This window comes from Bradyrhizobium genosp. P (genome assembly GCF_049949265.1).
Taxonomy (GTDB): Bacteria; Pseudomonadota; Alphaproteobacteria; order Rhizobiales; family Xanthobacteraceae; genus Bradyrhizobium.
In genome coordinates, this window is record NZ_CP188195.1 from 7,233,384 (window position 1) to 7,249,139 (window position 15,756).

Genomic DNA, 15,756 nt, shown 5'->3' on the forward strand with positions numbered 1-15,756 from the left:
TGGTCGTAAATTCGGCTTTGAATCGGCCGTCCACTTCGAGCGCATAACCCGAAGCAGGAAGCTCACCAACGGCTACCACCATTTTATTCCTTCGAAATAGTCTGACGGGGATTGATTAGACTGAGTCGCCCTGCACGGGCCAGACATCGCCGCCTGGAACTAACGGCCCCCACAGAGATTCCTAGCGAAGGAGCGGTTTCGATGCTGATGACGAAAGAGCGACGACCGGCGATCCGCACTCTGCGTGGCTGGGCGGTCTCGTGCTGCAGGAGGCCGGCGCCATCCGCGAGTGCGACGAGCACGGCTGGATGCAGGACCGTGCTGATCCGCACGCCCGCGAGCGCGTCTTCATTGACGCTCGCCAGGATCCGCCGCCGGGCGTGTCAGCCGACGCCGCTGCCCTCGCAATCGATGAAGTGCTGGATTCGATCGGCGACACCTGCCCCGAGTGCCCGCCCGAGACCTAGTGGTCTACCACAGTGATTTTGACTCTTTGGCGGTGGCTGGATAGGCGCGGCCGAGTTTGGCGCGGGCTTTGTCGGTTGTGAACATCCATTTGATTCGGGCTCGGGTTTTATTTCGCCGCCGTTGCCATGCTGTGATCTCATTTCGGAGCCTTTTGGGGTCGTCGATGCGGCGGCCGAGACACTGGCGCTGAAGCACGCTGATCTCGCACTCAACCATGTTGAGCCAACTGGCGTGCTTCGGGGTGTAGTGGAATTCGAGGCGGCACAGGATGCGTCGGGCCTCGGCGGGCGCGAAGGCCTCATACAGCGCCCCAGGCTTATGGATCGACAAATTGTCCTGCACGACACGGATGCAGGCGGCGTCGGGATAATGGACGTCGACGAGCTCACGCATGCAGTGGGCGTAGTCCACGGCGGCGCGGCGGTCGGTGAGCTTGACGTTGCGCCAGCCCCGATACGGATCGAAGGTGACGAAGAGATTGACGGTGCCGTTGCGGCGATACTCGTAATCGTAGCGCTCGCGCTGTCCCGGTTGGGCCGGAACCGGCTGGCGCACCTCGCCGATCAGCTGGACGGGGGTCTCGTCGAAGCAGACCAGCGGCCGGGCGGGATCCGGCGTCTCGGCGTAGAGATCGAGCACGTCCTCCATGCGGGCGACGTATTCGCCGTCGACATGGGGAATGCACCACATGTCCCTGCGCCATGGTTTGAGGTCGTTCTCGGCCAGCCGGCGACGCACGGTCTCGCCCGACAGGCTGTCGTGATCGGTGAGCTTGACCATCGTGTCGGCCAGCAGCGTCAGCGTCCAGCGTTTGCGGCCGGCAGGCGGCTTGGCGCATGCCGTCGCCACCAGCAGGGCCTCCTCCTTTCCGGTCAGCTTGCGCTCTGCGCCCGGACGCGGCTCCTCACTCAAGGCCCGCTCCAGATTGCCTTCCACGAAGCGGCGCTTGGTCCGGCTGACGGTGGAAAGGCTGACACTCACGGTCCGGGCAATCTCCTCGTCGCTGCGGCCCCTCTCGGCCGCCAGCAAAATCTGCGCCCGCTTGAGCTTGCGGGCGGCGTGCTTGCCGCCGCCGAGCATCGCCGTCAGTTCGTCGCGCTCGGCTTGGCTCAATTCGACCCGATAACGTACATTCATGCTTTGCCTCCTTGTCGGAGGCCGGGACGAATCGATCCATGAGTCAAAAATCAGGCGCGCGCTTAACCGAGAAGCAGGGTCACTACCTCGCTTTCATCCATACCTATTCGTACATGTTCGGACAGCCGCCCGCCGAAGCCGACATTCAGCGCCATTTCCGCGTCAGCCCGCCGTCAGTCCACCAAATGATCGTCACCCTCGAACGAAACGGTTTCATTCGCCGTCAGCCCGGCGTTCCCCGAAGCATCGAGATTCTCCTGCCACCCGAAAACTTGCCGATCCTCGAATGGCTCGGTATCAAAACGTCAAAATCACTGTGATGAACCACTAGATAGACAGGCGCCGGAGGGGCTCGGGCCGGCGAGGAAGTCCTTTTAGCGACCGAGCCCTTCTACATGCGCTTGCGCATGTTGCCGACCTTCTTGACCGCTTTCTTCACCGCCGACGCCGCTGGTTGGCCGTCACTGCTATTCACCCCATCAAGGACAAGCGCGCGTTCTCCGTGTCGCCGCTCAATACATCAAGAATGGCACGGTCAAATTCCCTCGAAAGGGTTGCGAGGCATTGATTTCCAGCTTCTTGGGTTTGGCTCAGAGAAACATGACGACTTGGTAGACGCAATTGTGAACCTGATCCTCAGGGTCGCGCAGGACGGCATCGAGCAAAAGGTTGTCCACTACGTCTAATCAGTGGCTCGAAGCCGAGCGCGATTTCCATGTAGTCGCGGTCGCCGCCGGCTATCGCCCTCTACACGGACAAGCCGCGTTGCGCAGACGGAGGACTACGAATGAGCGAAGAACGGGCGAATGAGATGAAGTATTTCTTCTGCTTTCGGCAGATCATACCGGCGCCGCCCGGTCGATGGGTCGTGGTGGGACCATTCGACACTTGTGAACAGGCGAAGGCAGAGCGGGATAAAGCCAAAGCTCGGGATGCTCATGTCACGGCACCGTTCGTAGCCAAGGACAAGGTCGAATCCCAAAGCAAGTGCGGCATCTTTTAGTCGAAGCAACTTTGAAAAATCTGTGTCGTGCGACATCGCAGGAAGAGCTGGCAAAATCACTGGGCGCATGCGTCGTGAAATGTTATCGTTGCCTGCTTTCTTGGAGAACTGCCCAATGACGCCAACAGAGACGAAGCTAACGGCTAGGTTTCAAGTTGAGCGGAAAGACGGGTCTCAGGAGACCGTAACCGAGCACACGACCTTTTTGATCCACAGAGGAGACGGCCATAGATCTCCAGCACAAATCGACTGGTATCTCGACGGTGACACCATGATCCGTGATCAGAATGATCACGACATCTTCAGAAACGGCCTTACGGGAGAGGAATTTCGAAGAGTTCGTTAGTCCTCTTATCGAGGGCGTCGCTTGGTCGTGCCCTTGCTCACGGCTGACCGGTCACGAAATTTATACTCTGCGCCCCGGACCGATTCGCGATTGGTCAAGCGCTGGGCAGCCTTCTCCCCCAGATAAGTTTTTAGATTGACCATTGCTGTAAGGCGCAGCCCCCAATATTTGTGTTCACGACAAGAGCTGGCCGAAGCGTGTAGGGGACACCGGTAGGCGGTAAACGTCCAAAAATCCCCAACCCGCTGGCTCAACGCGCGATGTCGGCTAAGTTAGGACCCCGCGCAGGGATGGGAGGACACCATGACGGTGTTACTCACTCTCGAAGCCAGCCAACCGAACGGCAAGACATATCGTCTTGGTTTCGGATGCAATCTGCATCTGGCTTCGATGATAGCTTTGTTGACCAGGTTGTTCTGAATGGACGGGACGCTCTGGAAACGGAGCGTCCTTTCCTTTTTAGGGCACGTTCTTTGACCGCACGAGATCCCGGTACTCGTCGAAACCAGCGTCCGAGAGAGCTGTACGGTCGGGCCTGGCGAAGTACTTTGCGATCCGTGCCGCGGTAACTTCTGCCGTAAGCGTGTAGGTCATCCCACGTAGCGGATGATGTTCGATTGTCAGAGAATCTCCTGGTGATTTGTCCCAGGAGTTCATGAGAGCGAACATATGTCTGATACGAAGAATTTCGAAGTTATCACAGCGGCGGCCGAGCGGCTTTCGGTGAGTCCCGGGCGGAGCTACCGCACCTGGTCGCGGGAGGAGAAGGATCGCATCGTCGGGGAAACGTTTGCGCCGGGGGCGAACGTGTCGGCGATAGCGCGCTGTCATGGGATCGATCCATCGCAGTTGTTTGCGTGGCGACGCAAGGCGCTGGCCTCGGGAATGGTGGCGCCGCTCTCTGGGGCGCGAGACCGAGCGGTTAAGTTCGCGCGCTTTGAGACCATGGCGGGGGAGATGGTGGAAATCGTCATCGGCGATGTCGTGGTGCGCGTTGGTGGAGATGTGGAGGCGGGGCGGCTTGCTGCTGTGATCCGGGCGGTTCGGCAGGCATGATCCCGGCGGGTGTTCAGGTTTACGTGGCCAGCACGCCGGTCGACTTCCGCAAGGGAGCCACGGGTTTGATGGCGCTGGTTCGAGATGGTGGGGCCGACCCCTTCAGCGGAGCACTGTACGTGTTCCGTTCGAAAAGGGCGGATCGGATCAAGGCGGTTTGGTGGGACGGCAGCGGGGTATGCCTGTTTGCCAAGACTCTCGAGGAGTCAAAGTTCTGCTGGCCGAGGATTGCGCCGACCCGGGTGCAGCTGAACCATGCGCAGTTGCTCGCGCTGATTGACGGGCTGGACTGGACGAAGGTGCGTCCGGTGGTTGTGAAGCGCCCAGAAACGGTAGGCTGACAAGCTGCGGCGAATTGAATCAGGGTGCTGAAAAGTTTGGAAGAGTGGCGGCGACTCTGCTGTGATGGCGACGATGACGACGCCCGTTACAGAGCTCCCGACGACGCTTGCCGAAGCCCACGCGCTGATCGTCGCCTTGGCGGAAGAGCGGGCGGCGATCGAGGCCGAGAACAGCCGCATTGCCGCTGCAAACACCGATCTTACGGCGATCAACAAGGCCGCCGATGCGCGGATCGTGGAGCTGACGGCGATCGTCAAAATGCTGGAGCGCACGCTTTACGGCACGCGGTCGGAACGCTTGCGCAGCGACAAGCTGAGCACGGAGCAGATCGCCTTCGTGTTCGAGGAGATTGAGACCGGCGTGTCGGCGGTTGAAGCCGAACTGGCCAAGGCTGGCGGCAAGGACATGCCGAAACGCGTGCCGCGGCCGCGCAAGGAGTTCGGGGCGCATCTGGAGCGGGTGGAGATCGTCATCGAGCCGGAGGTTCCTGCCGGGTGCGAGGGGCTGGAGAAGGTGCTGATCGGCGAGGACGTGTCGAAGCGGCTGGATGTGACGCCGGCGAAGTTCCGCGTGATCGTCACGCGCCGCCCGAAATACGCCTATCGCAACCGCGACGGCGTGGTACAGGCGCCAGCGCCTGCCCATTTGATCGAGAGCGGCCTTCCGACTGAAGCGCTTCTGGCCCAGATTGCCGTCTCCAAATATGCGGACGGGCTGCCGCTTTACCGGCAGGAAGCGATCTACGCCCGCGATCGGGTCGAGCTGGACCGCTCGTTGATGGCGCAGTGGATGGGCAAGGTCGGCTTCGAATTGCAGCCGCTGGCCGACTATGTGCTGGAAAAGGTCAAGCAAGGCGAACGGATCTTCGCCGATGAGACGACCCTGCCAACGCTCGCTCCCGGATCCGGCAAGACGCAAAAGGCCTGGCTGTGGGCTTATGCCCGTGACGACCGGCCGTTTGGCGGCATCGGTCCACCGATGGTCGCTTATCGCTTCGAGGACAGCCGTGGCGGCGAATGCGTCGAGCGCCATCTGGCAGGCTTTGCTGGCATCCTCCAGGTCGATGGCTATGCCGCCTATAATCGGCTCGCCAGGTCGGCGGGCGCCAACGAGGGAGTGCGGCTTGCAGCGTGCTTTGCCCACGTCAGGAGACGGTTCTACGAGCTTCACGTCAACGAGAGCTCGCGCCTGGCGACACAGACCGTCACCACCATGGTCGAGCTGTGGGAGATCGAGGCCGATATCCGCGGCCAGGATCCTGAGACGCGGCTGAATGCGCGCCAGCAAAGGTCCGCCCCCATCGTTGCGGCGCTGTTCGATCTGTGGGAGAAGGAGCTGCCGCGTCTGTCCGGCAAATCCAAGCTCGCCGAGGCGATCCGCTATGCCACATCCAGACGCGCCGCACTCGAGCGCTTTCTGAGCGACGGTCGTATCGAGATCGACTCCAATATCGTCGAGCGGACCATCAGACCCCAGGCAATCACAAGAAAAAATGCGCTCTTCGCGGGTAGCCCTGGTGGCGGCCGCTCCTGGGCGACCATCGCTACGCTTCTGCAGACCGCCAAAATGAACGACGTCGATCCACTCGCCTGGCTCACGCAAACGCTCGAGCGCATCGCGAACCGGTGGCCGATCACTCAGATCGATGCCCTCATGCCGTGGAACTTCAGAGCCTGAACGGCTTCGGCTACACGCTTACCTTCTGCCGACGAGTTCGTCAGATCGCAGTTAAAGGCCGTTATCGCCGTTTGCGGCGGCACTAGCTTGCCTGGATTTGGAACAAAGCCGGCAGCAACGCACGTATCCCGTATGTCCTCATACACCGCCGTCAGCAGTGCCTCATCGTCATGCGAGCCAATGAAGTCGTCGAGATAGACGGAGATACATACTCCCTTCTCCCTCGCGCGCTCTATGGCATCAGCAACCTCCGACTTCATCAGCGCTAGGCTTGCAAGCAACGGGGATTGCACGAAGCCAATAGGAAGGGCGTGCTTCGGTCCCGGCAACGGATTACGCACGCAGGACCACATAGCGAAAGTATTGGCTCCCGGATAACCCCACTGGCGCAACGCCCGCGTCACCCGCATTCGCGCGATCGAGTAGTAGAAGTTCTGGATGTCGATTTTGAAGAAGAAATGATTATTCAAGTGAGCATGTAGAGCCGCAACATGGCCGCCCTTTTTGAAATGGTACATGTAGTCGGGAAACGTGACGCGCCGTTTGAAATAGGCAAGCATGCGCCGGCCGCGACGCTCACATTTGTCATTAGGGACAAAGAACCACTTACCGCGCGAGGGATATTTGAACTTGTAATTGACGATCATGGCAGTTGGCGACCTTACCCACAATTTCGATCAGAAGCTTGACGACGGGCAGAACCGGTATCAACCATTCCGCGATCTTGCGGGTAAGGGTCGCCACACGTGCTAAAAATTTGCGCATGCGGCAATCTCCATAGTCCACCGCCAGCTACCCGCGACCCAATAACTTGGAGTCGTCAACCGAGAAGCATCTGATACGTCATGCTTCGCACGTCGCACCAGTTGTCCGAACCGAACGCCACGTACATGCATACGAAACGCCCGATGTCGCCAGGTCATCGCCAGCGGAGGACCTCAACGTAGAGATACGGTTCCAATATTCAAGGGACTCAAGGACCAATGTTCTATTTTTGTTCAATATGGAAGTTGAGACCCGGGCGGCGCCCTTACCCATAGTTAGCGGATCACGGCCCGTTGCAGCGGCGGTGTCGTGGACGATCGCACGCAGACGCGGCGATGCGTCTACCAAGAAGAGTTGGACCTACACACGTTGTCTGAACCCGTGGGAGAAACTTTCCGCTCGCCCGGCTGGAGAGCCCGCTGATGTGCCCACGCTGCGGATGTCGACGCGTCGTGATCGTATTCCGGCCGCCTGCGGAGCCACAGCGCAAAGCTGTGAAGCGGGCGTAGGCACCCGTGGAGCGGGTCGGGTCGCTCCCGCAACCACAATAAGCCGCCCCGATCTAATCAGAGCGGCTTTTTTCAACTTGGCTACTCGCGTTACTTCGCCGCGTTTTCCTTGAGCCACTTTTGGGAGCCGGCGCGTACGTTTTTGATGGCCTAGAACGTGTCCGGCCTGTTTGAGGAAGGCCTTGTTGCCGTCGCGCGTGCCAGCGCAAATTGATGGGCAATCGCACGCCAAAACTCAAGGCGACCTCACGGTCGCAGGTTTATTTTCTACCGAGCTTCTGTTCCGCCACAATGGCGCGCGTATCATCGAACCATACGTCGACCGACTGCGACAAGTCTCGTTGCAAAGCGCGCGACAATTCTCCAATGGTTGTCTTCAACGCTTCGTTGCTGGCTTGTTCAAGATCCGCGCGACCAAGACGCTCGCTTGCTCGGTTGGAGACGTAATCTAACAATAGCCCGCCGCTGGCTCCCAAAATCCAGCCGGCGAACGTCCCAAGCCCTGGGTCAACAACCGAACCGGCTACGGTACCGTAGATTTCAGGCTGCATACTTGCGACGGCCCGGCTGGCGATACCCAGAAAACTGCGGGCGAGAGCACGGTTGATTGTTGGACCGACCGATTTTGCGATCAGTCCAGTGACGACAAGGTCGCCCATTCCTTGGATAATGGCCCGAGAGGCCTCGTCGTCTGTCGAGTAGCGGGGCGCCTTCCATTTCTGGGCATCCCAATCAATCGTTAGATCAGCCTGTTTGAGCGGATCGACGACCTCCAGATGCTGCGTATATTGGCCTAAGAAACGTTGCACCCGGTCGTCGATCGTTGTGAGTGTCTCAAGATAACGTTGATGCGCCTCGGCAAATACTTGAGAAATGCCGGCTTGAATGGACGGATCGCGCAGCTCAGGTTTGAGGACGATCCGCTCGTAGTTTCTGATGAGGTAAGCTTCAACCTGGTTGCGGGCTCCTTCCACAAATCCTTGGACGTTATTGACGCCAATGCCATTCAGGCCTCCGACAGTTCCTTCCTTGAGAAGAAGGTAGGACCGACCCCACTCGTAATACCAGTCTGCATAATGCGTGATGCACTCCTGGCCGTCAGAAAATGCGTTGGCGAGGACCGCATCTATCCCGACCTGCACTTCGGCCTTGAGCCGGGCGCGTCCGGTTTCAAGATAGTCGAGTGTTTCGTTAATGAAGCGATCGAGATCGGTCTGCTCGACGAGCACCCGCTGGAGAGAGCCATCGCGATCTCGATAGATCAGCGTCTTGGGTGTCACGAAGGCGCGGGCGACATGGGTCTTGAACGTGGTGTGATCCACATGCACCGGCTCACGGTGCAGCATGCGTTGTTCTGCAGAATTCAGTAGTCCCGGAAGAATCCAGGCTGCAGCGAACGCGATCGCGATAAACCCGGCGGTCCCAAACGTATAGCGCACAGCCTGGGACAGTGCCCTGCCGAGCAGCTGGACCAACATTGATTGTTTTTGATTTTGAGGGGACCGCCTACGAACATTGCGTACCGTATCACTCCAAGCGTCGGCCACATCTGATGGCGTGTCTCGCACGGCTACAAGCTTCTCCATCCCCGAATCTCCTTCTTCGAGTCGAGACAGCCAGCTCCCGAGCGAGTTTTATGCGATTCCTTCTGCCCTCACAATCAACACTACGATACCGACAAAGCGGCCACATGTTAGGCGGCAGGCGCGCCGACCCACGGCGGAATCGTTAAAATAGCCACCTAGGTGACGAAAGCGATCGTAAGACGGCCAGGTGCAATTCCGTGATCAGGCGTTCAGTTCACCGTGATGGTCTAACGCGGTCATAAGAGCGCTATTAGCATTGGTGAAATTTTCCAGCTGATCAGCGAGTTCATATGCCCATTTCATTCCGTGAAAGAGATTGTTCCTGTAGCGAAGAATGATGATCAAGACCGTTGCCACCCTCGCAACTTCGTCATTGTTGCCACCACCGATGACCGATCGGACGAGCGGCATCTGATCTCCGGGACGCAAATGAAGATGCGCAAATTGATAGGTGAACTCGTTATTCGCAAAGTAGCGTTGTTTGAAGTAGGCCAACTCTGCGTCATAGGCGTCCGCCCGCAGAGCTCCGTTCTCGTGCCAGCGATGCACGGTGTCTCGTACGGTTCTGGCATTGCCACTATTGTTGAGTATTCGTGCCTCGAACAAGCTCCACAACAGCGAGAAATCGACGATGGCTTGTCGTTCCTCTACCGCGAGGTTGCTAAATCCCGGCGCATTGGCCAGTAGCCATTGCATGCTCATTGGAGTCGATTCCTTCGGGACGCACATCGGGAAGTTGAACGTTGGGACGAACTGACCGCGCTCAGGCGGCTTTTAGGAACCGGCTACGGCTCGGATGCACTTCGCTATCGTATCATAAACCGGCGAACTGACCGAACTACCGCAGGAGTGGATGAGCCGCAATCGACCCGGAGACCCTTCCACTCATCAGGGTGGAAATCGCGGTGCCGGCTCTCAAGCAGGATCAGGCGGAGCAATTTCCACCCGCAAGTCGTCGAGCACTCCAGCGAGACCAGGAGCGCGGATCAGCAGTCGGACGTCCGTCGCCCGCAATTTTGATACTGCGCGATGATACACGGCAAGGTTGGTTTGGCCGTTCAGCCGGGACGCGTAAATGATGCCGTCGGGGTGGCTGGGATGTTCGTGGAACGCGACCGACCACTGTCTGGCGAGTCGCTGGGACGACGCACGAGCAACGTCGGTCGGAACCCCCATGCGAATGGCGCCGTCCTTGCGCAAGTCTACCAACGTCAGAGCCGAGGTGACTTCGATCTGTGCATAGTTTTTTTCGTGGAGCTCCCCTTCGCCCATGAGCAGCGAGCCGTCTGTGCCGTCGCGTCGATCGCGCAGGACAGCCTCAAGGAAGCAAACCTTGAGGCTGTCGCCAAGGTACAACACCCCAAAACGATTGGCATCGATCCTTCGCCGCGGGTCGCTGAATCGACTGGGAGATTTGCCGTATCCGAGCGGGTCTGGATAACGCTCAAGATAAATTCGTCCGAACTGCTCACCCGTGGCCACGGTGTGGAGCTCAAGGCGCGACCCGGCAAACTTCGCCGGTGGCTCCTTGCCGGCCACCTAGCGAAAATCTCCTCGTCCGATGCTCTCGGCTGCCGCGAGCAAAGCTTCCTCCCGCCCCTGCTCCAAGGCTTGTCGCCCCGTCAGGCCATCGAGTTCCTCGTGAGGCTGCACCAGAAAACGGAAGACCGCCCAAGGGCCACCCAGCCGCTCTCGAAGAACCGGCAACTCTGGATACGGTTTTCCATCTCGATTGAGCTGCCAGAGCGGAAAGCGAAACCCGCGTTTGGCTCCGTCCAGGCCGAGAACAAGTCCGCTTTGCCGCTTTGAGTTAATCGTCACGCGCGTTGTGCGAAGCAGTTTCGCAAAGTCGTCAGCATTGACCATGTCTTTGCCCGAAAGAATCTCGGCCGCCCTGATCTGACCTCGTTCGCGAGCCGCTGCTAAGGCTCTTTCAAGCTTGGAATCGCCCCTTTCATTTTCTGCTGCTTCGCCTGCTGCCGGAGAAGTTGGTTGCTCGATAAACGTCGAGACAGCACCGCCACGAGAATCAACGTTGACCCGAAAGCTGATGGGACGCTTTTCCTTGGCGCTTTTTTCGACAACTTCGACGTATTGCTCGATCAACAGACCTACGTTTTCTGGTTCGACCGCCATGGCTTGGACAGCGGTTTTATATCCCTTGGTCTGGATATTCCGGAGGCGCTTAGCCACTACTCCCTTCAAATGAGTCATGAAGGATATTTTCGATAGCGACTTCTTCTTGCGAACTCGCGCGGCCGACTTTCGCGGTACCGCCTTCTTGGGATTTGCCATCGGCGTGGCTCCAATCAATAAAAGTGCTCGCGGTTAGCTAGATCAGTTCCGTCGTGACCCTAGACAGCGGTGGCGGGCACAATGCGACTACCAGTCGGGAAATGGGTCACTTCGATAAGTTCGTCAAGTCCGTAAAGTTGGATTAGCGTGCGCCGACTTGACAAGCGAATTTCTATTACCCATTTTAAGAGTACCACGTACGAAATGAGTAATACTCCATAAATGAGTAATAAAATGGACCGCCCGCCGTACGAAATACTCGGGAGATTGCTGGTCGAACTCCGCCACCAAGCGGGCATTGGCAGCCAAGCCGAGTTTGCCAAGCTGGTTAGAAGTACTCAACAGACGGTAAGTCGATGGGAATCGGGGCAAACGCGCCCCAGGGACAAGCAGATGCCATTGGTTGCCGCCGTCCTCAGGGTGGACCTGGCAGACCTCCTCGCCGCTGCCGGACTTACCCGCAAGACGGCGGTGGTGAGTTTTGATCAGCCCTTCCCGATCGATGGCCTCACACCCGACAGCTTCGAACGTTTTTGCCGACATTTCTTGCAGGCCACCTACCCCACCGCACGCGTCGAACACGCCGGCGGACACGGCCACACGCAAGACGGCCTCGACGTTACCGCCACCTTTCCTGACGGCCCAACGTTCAGCTTTCAGTGCAAGCGCGTCGACGAATTCGGGCCGCAGAAAGTCCATGCCGCCATTGCCAAGCACACGGTCGCCGCCACGAAGAAGATTTTGTTACTGACGAAGATTGCGAGTCCGCAAACTCGCGCGGCCATCAAGGATTATCCCGACTGGGAAATTTGGGACAAAGAGGACATCTCCTACAAAATCCGGCAGCTCTCTATCGATGATCAGGTGAGACTCGTCGACATCTTTTTCCGTGGTCAGCGCTTTGCCCTTCTCGGAGTTACCGAAGCTGGCCCCTGGGAGACGAGCGAAGAGTTTTTTGCCGCCTTTAATAATGCCGACGGTGTGTTCAACCACGTCTGGAATCTCGTCGGTCGTCAAGGCGATCTCGACGCGTTGGTGCAGGCCCTCAAGGATCCGACCGGAACTGCCGTGCTGCTGATGGGTACCGGTGGGTCGGGAAAATCGCGCGTTCTCAAGCAAGCAGTCGAGACGTTCGAAGCGGACAACAAAGGCGTTGTCGTCCGCTATCTGTCGCGCAACGCGGAGCTCACCAAGAAGAGCTTGGAGGATTTGGGCGACAGGCAAAAATTGCTTGTCGTTGATGACGCTCATGACCAGAGCGATCTGCAAATTCTCTTCCAATATGCAGCCGACCCTTCCAACAAAACCAAGCTGGTTCTCTCGTTCCGTCCCTACGGACTAGACCACATCAAGGCCCAGGCCAGCACGTTCTCCCTGGTCGGCGAGGCTCTCAGGCAAATTGCGCTTAAGCGCTTAACCCCTGAAGAGAGTGAACAACTCGCCACGCAAGTTCTGGCAAAGCATGGCGGGGAGCTATCGACGGCGAAAGACATTGCCCGCCTGACTCGCGACTGCCCCCTGGCTACCGTTGTTGGTGCTCAGGTCGTGGCCAAGGAAAAGCGTCAGTTTAATCTGGCTCAACAAGAGGACACGTTCCGGACCGTGCTCTTCTCCCGGTTCCAAGACATCATCGCCGGCCAGATCGGGAACAAGGGCGAAGCCGAGACAACCAAGAGACTCTTGCGGGTATTAGCGTTGTTGCAGCCCATCCATCCCGAAGACCAGGCGTTGCTTCGGGTCATCGAGCAGATTGAGGACATCGAACCGCACGATGCCAGTCGTATCATGCGATCGCTGACCGATGCAGGCGTCCTGTTTAAGCGCGGCTTACAGTTCAGGCTCTCGCCTGACGTATTGGCCGATTACATCATTGAAGAACATTGCGTCGGTCCCTTGGGTGCCTCCTCGGGATATGCCGAAAAGGTTTTCGATGTCGCTAATGAAAACCAGGTCGAGTATCTCCTCATCAACCTTAGCAGGCTCGACTGGCAGCGCTCGAATGGCGATCCCAGCAACAGCAAATTGGTTGACGGCGTTTGGAGCAGACTCAAGCCCGAGATGGATTACGGTGATCCACATATCAAGGCCGTTGCTGCGGTTGCCTACTACCAACCCGTCAAAGCCATCGAATTTGTTGAGCGATTGATCCGCGAAGGAAGGTTTCTTCGGCAACTTCCCGAAATTCTTCGCAACGCCGCATTCAATTTCGAACATGCGGCTCGCGCCTGCGAGGCGCTGTGGGAACTCGGTAAGGGTGATGCCCGCCCGCTTGGTCAAAACCCCGAGCACCCCATCCGCCTTCTGGCGGAATTGTGCGAAATCCAACCTAGTAAGCCGCTCATTTACAACGAGGTAATCGTTGACTTCGGGCTCAAACTACTTGAGCGGCCCGACTCCTGGCAACATGCCTACACGCCTCTGGATGTGCTGACCCCCATCTTTCACACCGAAGGGCACATCACCGAGTCGCGCAACTTCTCCCTTGCGTTCAAGCCGCATTTCGTGAACGTCAAAGCGATTGCGCCGCTGCGAAACAAGGTCTTGCATGCGATCATTCACCTCCTGTTCAACCCGGATGCCCGGATCGGGGTGTTGGCGGCCGAAGCGTTGGCTAACGCCTTCAGATATCCCATGGGTATGTTCAACAGCGCGCCCGCCGCGGAGACGCGTAATAAATGGACCGACATTTTTGTCGAAGGGTTTCAGGCAATAGAGAGCGCCCTCAAGGCGCGGGCCGCGGAAGGTCTCGTTCTATTTTCGGTATGGAAGGCCGTCTCATGGCACGCGTTGTTCGGCAACGACGACGCGGCTGTTGCCGCGCGCAAGCTTAAGGCCCTCCTACCTAACACGCTTGAGTTCCGAACCCTAACGGTTCTTATCGACGGCCACGGCGGCGAACTGAGACGAGTGGATCGGGCCAATTATGAGAGGAAATGGGCGGCTCATATCGCCGCCTTGGTCGACGATTTGACGGCCGTATATTCCGATGCGGAAGATCGTCGCGCCTTCATAGCGGGCCTGCTCGGTCGTATCACCAAAAACTACACGCGGTCATCGCCGGCGCCCTATCCTTTGTACGAAGCCATGATCCGGGCATCGATCGAGTTCTGCAGGGCGACACTCGACAACGCCTTGGCCGATCCCAAGTCCGAGACGGTCCGGTTCGTGTTTCGCGCGCTTACCGCCTTGTGGGACCACGACCGCGAGGAAGCACGTGCTGTTATCTCGAGGTTGCTGGCGACTGGGCATGAGACGCTGCGCGTCTCGGTTGCTCAATCCTATTCTAGGATTCTGAGCAGCGGCCTCTACAACGACGTGGATATTACCGTCCTGAAAGCGCTACTCGCCGATCCGGTCGAATGGGTGGCAAAAAATGCGATGATGAACTTAAGCAGCTTGCCGCAGGAGAAGGGTGACCTCGTCATTGAGCTTACGCATGCGGCGAACATCGGCGACTCCCACGTGTTAGCGGACGAACTTCTGACCGTTTTTACATTCCACCAATTGTTCAAAAGCCTGACTGCTGAAGATGCGAGCGTCCTCCTTGAAAAGCTGATGGCGGTCGCTCAACTCGACGGTCATTGGATCGAGGAATTTCTCGCCCAAGCTTCGGAAGCTTTTCCGAAAGAAACCATGGCCTTCTTCATGCATCGCGTCGAGCGCGCCGGCGAGAGCGAGGATTGGCATTACCGCCCGATCAACAACGGGCCTTATGGTCACGTCCCGCTGCGCTTTCGGGATTCTCCGATCCATGGTGAACTCCTAAGGGCGGTCGCGGAGTGGATGAGAACGGGAAAGAATAAGCCGTTTCTGTTTGGTTATCGCGCCAAAGAGCTCTTCGAAACCTGCTTCGGGCCATTCGATGGAGAGACTGTCACCTTTCTTGAAGAGTGGATTGCCACCTCCGATGAACACGACCTGCGCTTGATTGCCGATATTCTCGGCGAAGCCGATCCATCCTTTGTATTTACTCATCGACCGTTCGTTGAGCGGTACCTCGAAAAGACCAAGCAGGTAAGCCTGGACGCCGTAAAGCGGGCTATCGGCGCGCTCTTTGGCTCGGCCATTAGCGGCATTCGCATCGGAACGCCAGGAGAGCCGATGCAGCGAGATGTTTCTCTGAAGGATGAGAGCGAGAAAATCCTGCAATCGCTGCCAAGGTTCTCACCCGCCTACGAACTTTACAACGGATTGCGAAAACACGCCGAAGACGGCCTCGCGGACTCGCGGCGGACCAAGGAAGCATTTGAAGATTGATTGCCGACGGATGAGCAGCCATACCACCAACGACCTTCGCGACACCCTTCGGAAACTCAAGCCGACCGGCGAGGACGGTTTGAGGGACTGATGGCGACTGCCGATGAGGCGGAGCGGACGGCCGAGCGCATCGACCAGCATGTAGATCTTGGTGGTCAGTCCACCTCGGGAACGCCCCAGCGCCTGATCCTTGGCCCCCCTTTTCCGCTCGCCGCCTGCTGGTGTGTGTTTCGGCATGGAATAAGGACCCCGTATTCGGGGTAATCGGCATCCAATCGGGACCCCGGGACAAGGGTCCACAGTGGCTTCCATCAA

General features: G+C 58.2%; 12 protein-coding genes and 2 pseudogenes. 7 read left to right on the forward strand and 7 right to left on the reverse strand.

Annotated features, from left to right (window positions below):
• Positions 1-201: 201 nt before the first annotated feature.
• A pseudogene (locus tag ACP2YO_RS34755) lies at positions 202-467 on the forward strand (hypothetical protein).
• A gap of 4 nt (positions 468-471) precedes the next feature.
• Here the strand turns inward: ACP2YO_RS34755 and ACP2YO_RS34760 are convergent.
• Positions 472-1,605 (reverse strand): IS630 family transposase, encoded by a 1,134-nt coding sequence (locus ACP2YO_RS34760; RefSeq protein WP_426435616.1) that lies wholly within the window; start codon positions 1,603-1,605, stop codon positions 472-474.
• A 38-nt stretch (positions 1,606-1,643) separates the two neighbouring features.
• Here ACP2YO_RS34760 and ACP2YO_RS34765 point away from each other — a divergent pair, with 38 nt between their 5' ends.
• From ACP2YO_RS34765 to tnpC, 5 genes are all read left to right on the forward strand, one after another.
• Complete coding sequence (locus tag ACP2YO_RS34765) at positions 1,644-1,925, forward strand: LexA family protein (protein ID WP_283039996.1); 282 nt, start codon at positions 1,644-1,646, stop codon at positions 1,923-1,925.
• 467 nt (positions 1,926-2,392) lie between these two features.
• The gene (locus tag ACP2YO_RS34770) at positions 2,393-2,608 is read left to right on the forward strand and encodes a hypothetical protein (protein ID WP_426435617.1); all 216 of its coding nucleotides are present in this window, start codon (positions 2,393-2,395) and stop codon (positions 2,606-2,608) included.
• 1,015 nt (positions 2,609-3,623) lie between these two features.
• Positions 3,624-4,010, forward strand: coding sequence for a transposase (locus tag ACP2YO_RS34775; RefSeq protein WP_426433795.1), 387 nt, complete (start codon positions 3,624-3,626; stop codon positions 4,008-4,010).
• Positions 4,007-4,351: an IS66 family insertion sequence element accessory protein TnpB gene (gene tnpB / locus ACP2YO_RS34780; RefSeq protein ID WP_426433797.1), complete on the forward strand. Its 345-nt coding sequence runs from the start codon at positions 4,007-4,009 to the stop codon at positions 4,349-4,351. Before ACP2YO_RS34775 ends, tnpB begins: the two co-directional genes overlap by 4 nt.
• A 73-nt stretch (positions 4,352-4,424) precedes the next feature.
• Positions 4,425-6,029, forward strand: coding sequence for an IS66 family transposase (gene tnpC, locus ACP2YO_RS34785; protein ID WP_426443210.1), 1,605 nt, complete (start codon positions 4,425-4,427; stop codon positions 6,027-6,029).
• Here the strand turns inward: tnpC and ACP2YO_RS34790 are convergent.
• The 5 genes from ACP2YO_RS34790 to ACP2YO_RS34810 all read right to left on the reverse strand — a co-directional run bounded on the left by ACP2YO_RS34790 (position 5,990) and on the right by ACP2YO_RS34810 (position 11,184).
• Positions 5,990-6,676: a reverse transcriptase domain-containing protein gene (locus ACP2YO_RS34790; protein WP_426435618.1), complete on the reverse strand. Its 687-nt coding sequence runs from the start codon at positions 6,674-6,676 to the stop codon at positions 5,990-5,992. The two genes, tnpC and ACP2YO_RS34790, sit on opposite strands and share 40 nt — an antisense overlap.
• Positions 6,677-7,563: 887 nt before the next feature.
• Positions 7,564-8,889, reverse strand: coding sequence for a hypothetical protein (locus tag ACP2YO_RS34795; protein WP_426435619.1), 1,326 nt, complete (start codon positions 8,887-8,889; stop codon positions 7,564-7,566).
• A 201-nt stretch (positions 8,890-9,090) separates the two neighbouring features.
• Complete coding sequence (locus ACP2YO_RS34800; RefSeq protein WP_426435620.1) at positions 9,091-9,591, reverse strand: hypothetical protein; 501 nt, start codon at positions 9,589-9,591, stop codon at positions 9,091-9,093.
• Between the two features lie 213 nt (positions 9,592-9,804).
• Positions 9,805-10,428 (reverse strand): RES family NAD+ phosphorylase, encoded by a 624-nt coding sequence (locus tag ACP2YO_RS34805; RefSeq protein WP_426435621.1) that lies wholly within the window; start codon positions 10,426-10,428, stop codon positions 9,805-9,807.
• Positions 10,429-11,184 (reverse strand): XRE family transcriptional regulator, encoded by a 756-nt coding sequence (locus tag ACP2YO_RS34810; protein ID WP_426435622.1) that lies wholly within the window; start codon positions 11,182-11,184, stop codon positions 10,429-10,431.
• 234 nt (positions 11,185-11,418) lie between these two features.
• On the opposite strand from ACP2YO_RS34810, the gene ACP2YO_RS34815 reads away from it, so the two are divergent.
• Positions 11,419-15,441: a helix-turn-helix domain-containing protein gene (locus ACP2YO_RS34815; RefSeq protein WP_426435623.1), complete on the forward strand. Its 4,023-nt coding sequence runs from the start codon at positions 11,419-11,421 to the stop codon at positions 15,439-15,441.
• 102 nt (positions 15,442-15,543) lie between these two features.
• On the opposite strand, the pseudogene ACP2YO_RS34820 reads toward ACP2YO_RS34815, so the two are convergent.
• Positions 15,544-15,665: pseudogene (locus tag ACP2YO_RS34820) on the reverse strand (IS5-like element ISNeu3 family transposase); the annotation flags it as partial.
• Positions 15,666-15,756: the final 91 nt, after the last annotated feature.

Bases quoted from the DNA above. Each gene is read 5' to 3' on its own strand.
- ACP2YO_RS34760 (WP_426435616.1), bottom strand. From the start codon at position 1,605: ATGAATGTACGTTATCGGGTCGAATTGAGCCAAGCCGAGCGCGACGAA.
- ACP2YO_RS34765 (WP_283039996.1), top strand. From the start codon at position 1,644: ATGAGTCAAAAATCAGGCGCGCGCTTAACCGAGAAGCAGGGTCACTAC.
- ACP2YO_RS34770 (WP_426435617.1), top strand. From the start codon at position 2,393: ATGAGCGAAGAACGGGCGAATGAGATGAAGTATTTCTTCTGCTTTCGG.
- ACP2YO_RS34775 (WP_426433795.1), top strand. From the start codon at position 3,624: ATGTCTGATACGAAGAATTTCGAAGTTATCACAGCGGCGGCCGAGCGG.
- tnpB (WP_426433797.1), top strand. From the start codon at position 4,007: ATGATCCCGGCGGGTGTTCAGGTTTACGTGGCCAGCACGCCGGTCGAC.
- tnpC (WP_426443210.1), top strand. From the start codon at position 4,425: ATGACGACGCCCGTTACAGAGCTCCCGACGACGCTTGCCGAAGCCCAC.
- ACP2YO_RS34790 (WP_426435618.1), bottom strand. From the start codon at position 6,676: ATGATCGTCAATTACAAGTTCAAATATCCCTCGCGCGGTAAGTGGTTC.
- ACP2YO_RS34795 (WP_426435619.1), bottom strand. From the start codon at position 8,889: ATGGAGAAGCTTGTAGCCGTGCGAGACACGCCATCAGATGTGGCCGAC.
- ACP2YO_RS34800 (WP_426435620.1), bottom strand. From the start codon at position 9,591: ATGAGCATGCAATGGCTACTGGCCAATGCGCCGGGATTTAGCAACCTC.
- ACP2YO_RS34810 (WP_426435622.1), bottom strand. From the start codon at position 11,184: ATGGCAAATCCCAAGAAGGCGGTACCGCGAAAGTCGGCCGCGCGAGTT.
- ACP2YO_RS34815 (WP_426435623.1), top strand. From the start codon at position 11,419: ATGGACCGCCCGCCGTACGAAATACTCGGGAGATTGCTGGTCGAACTC.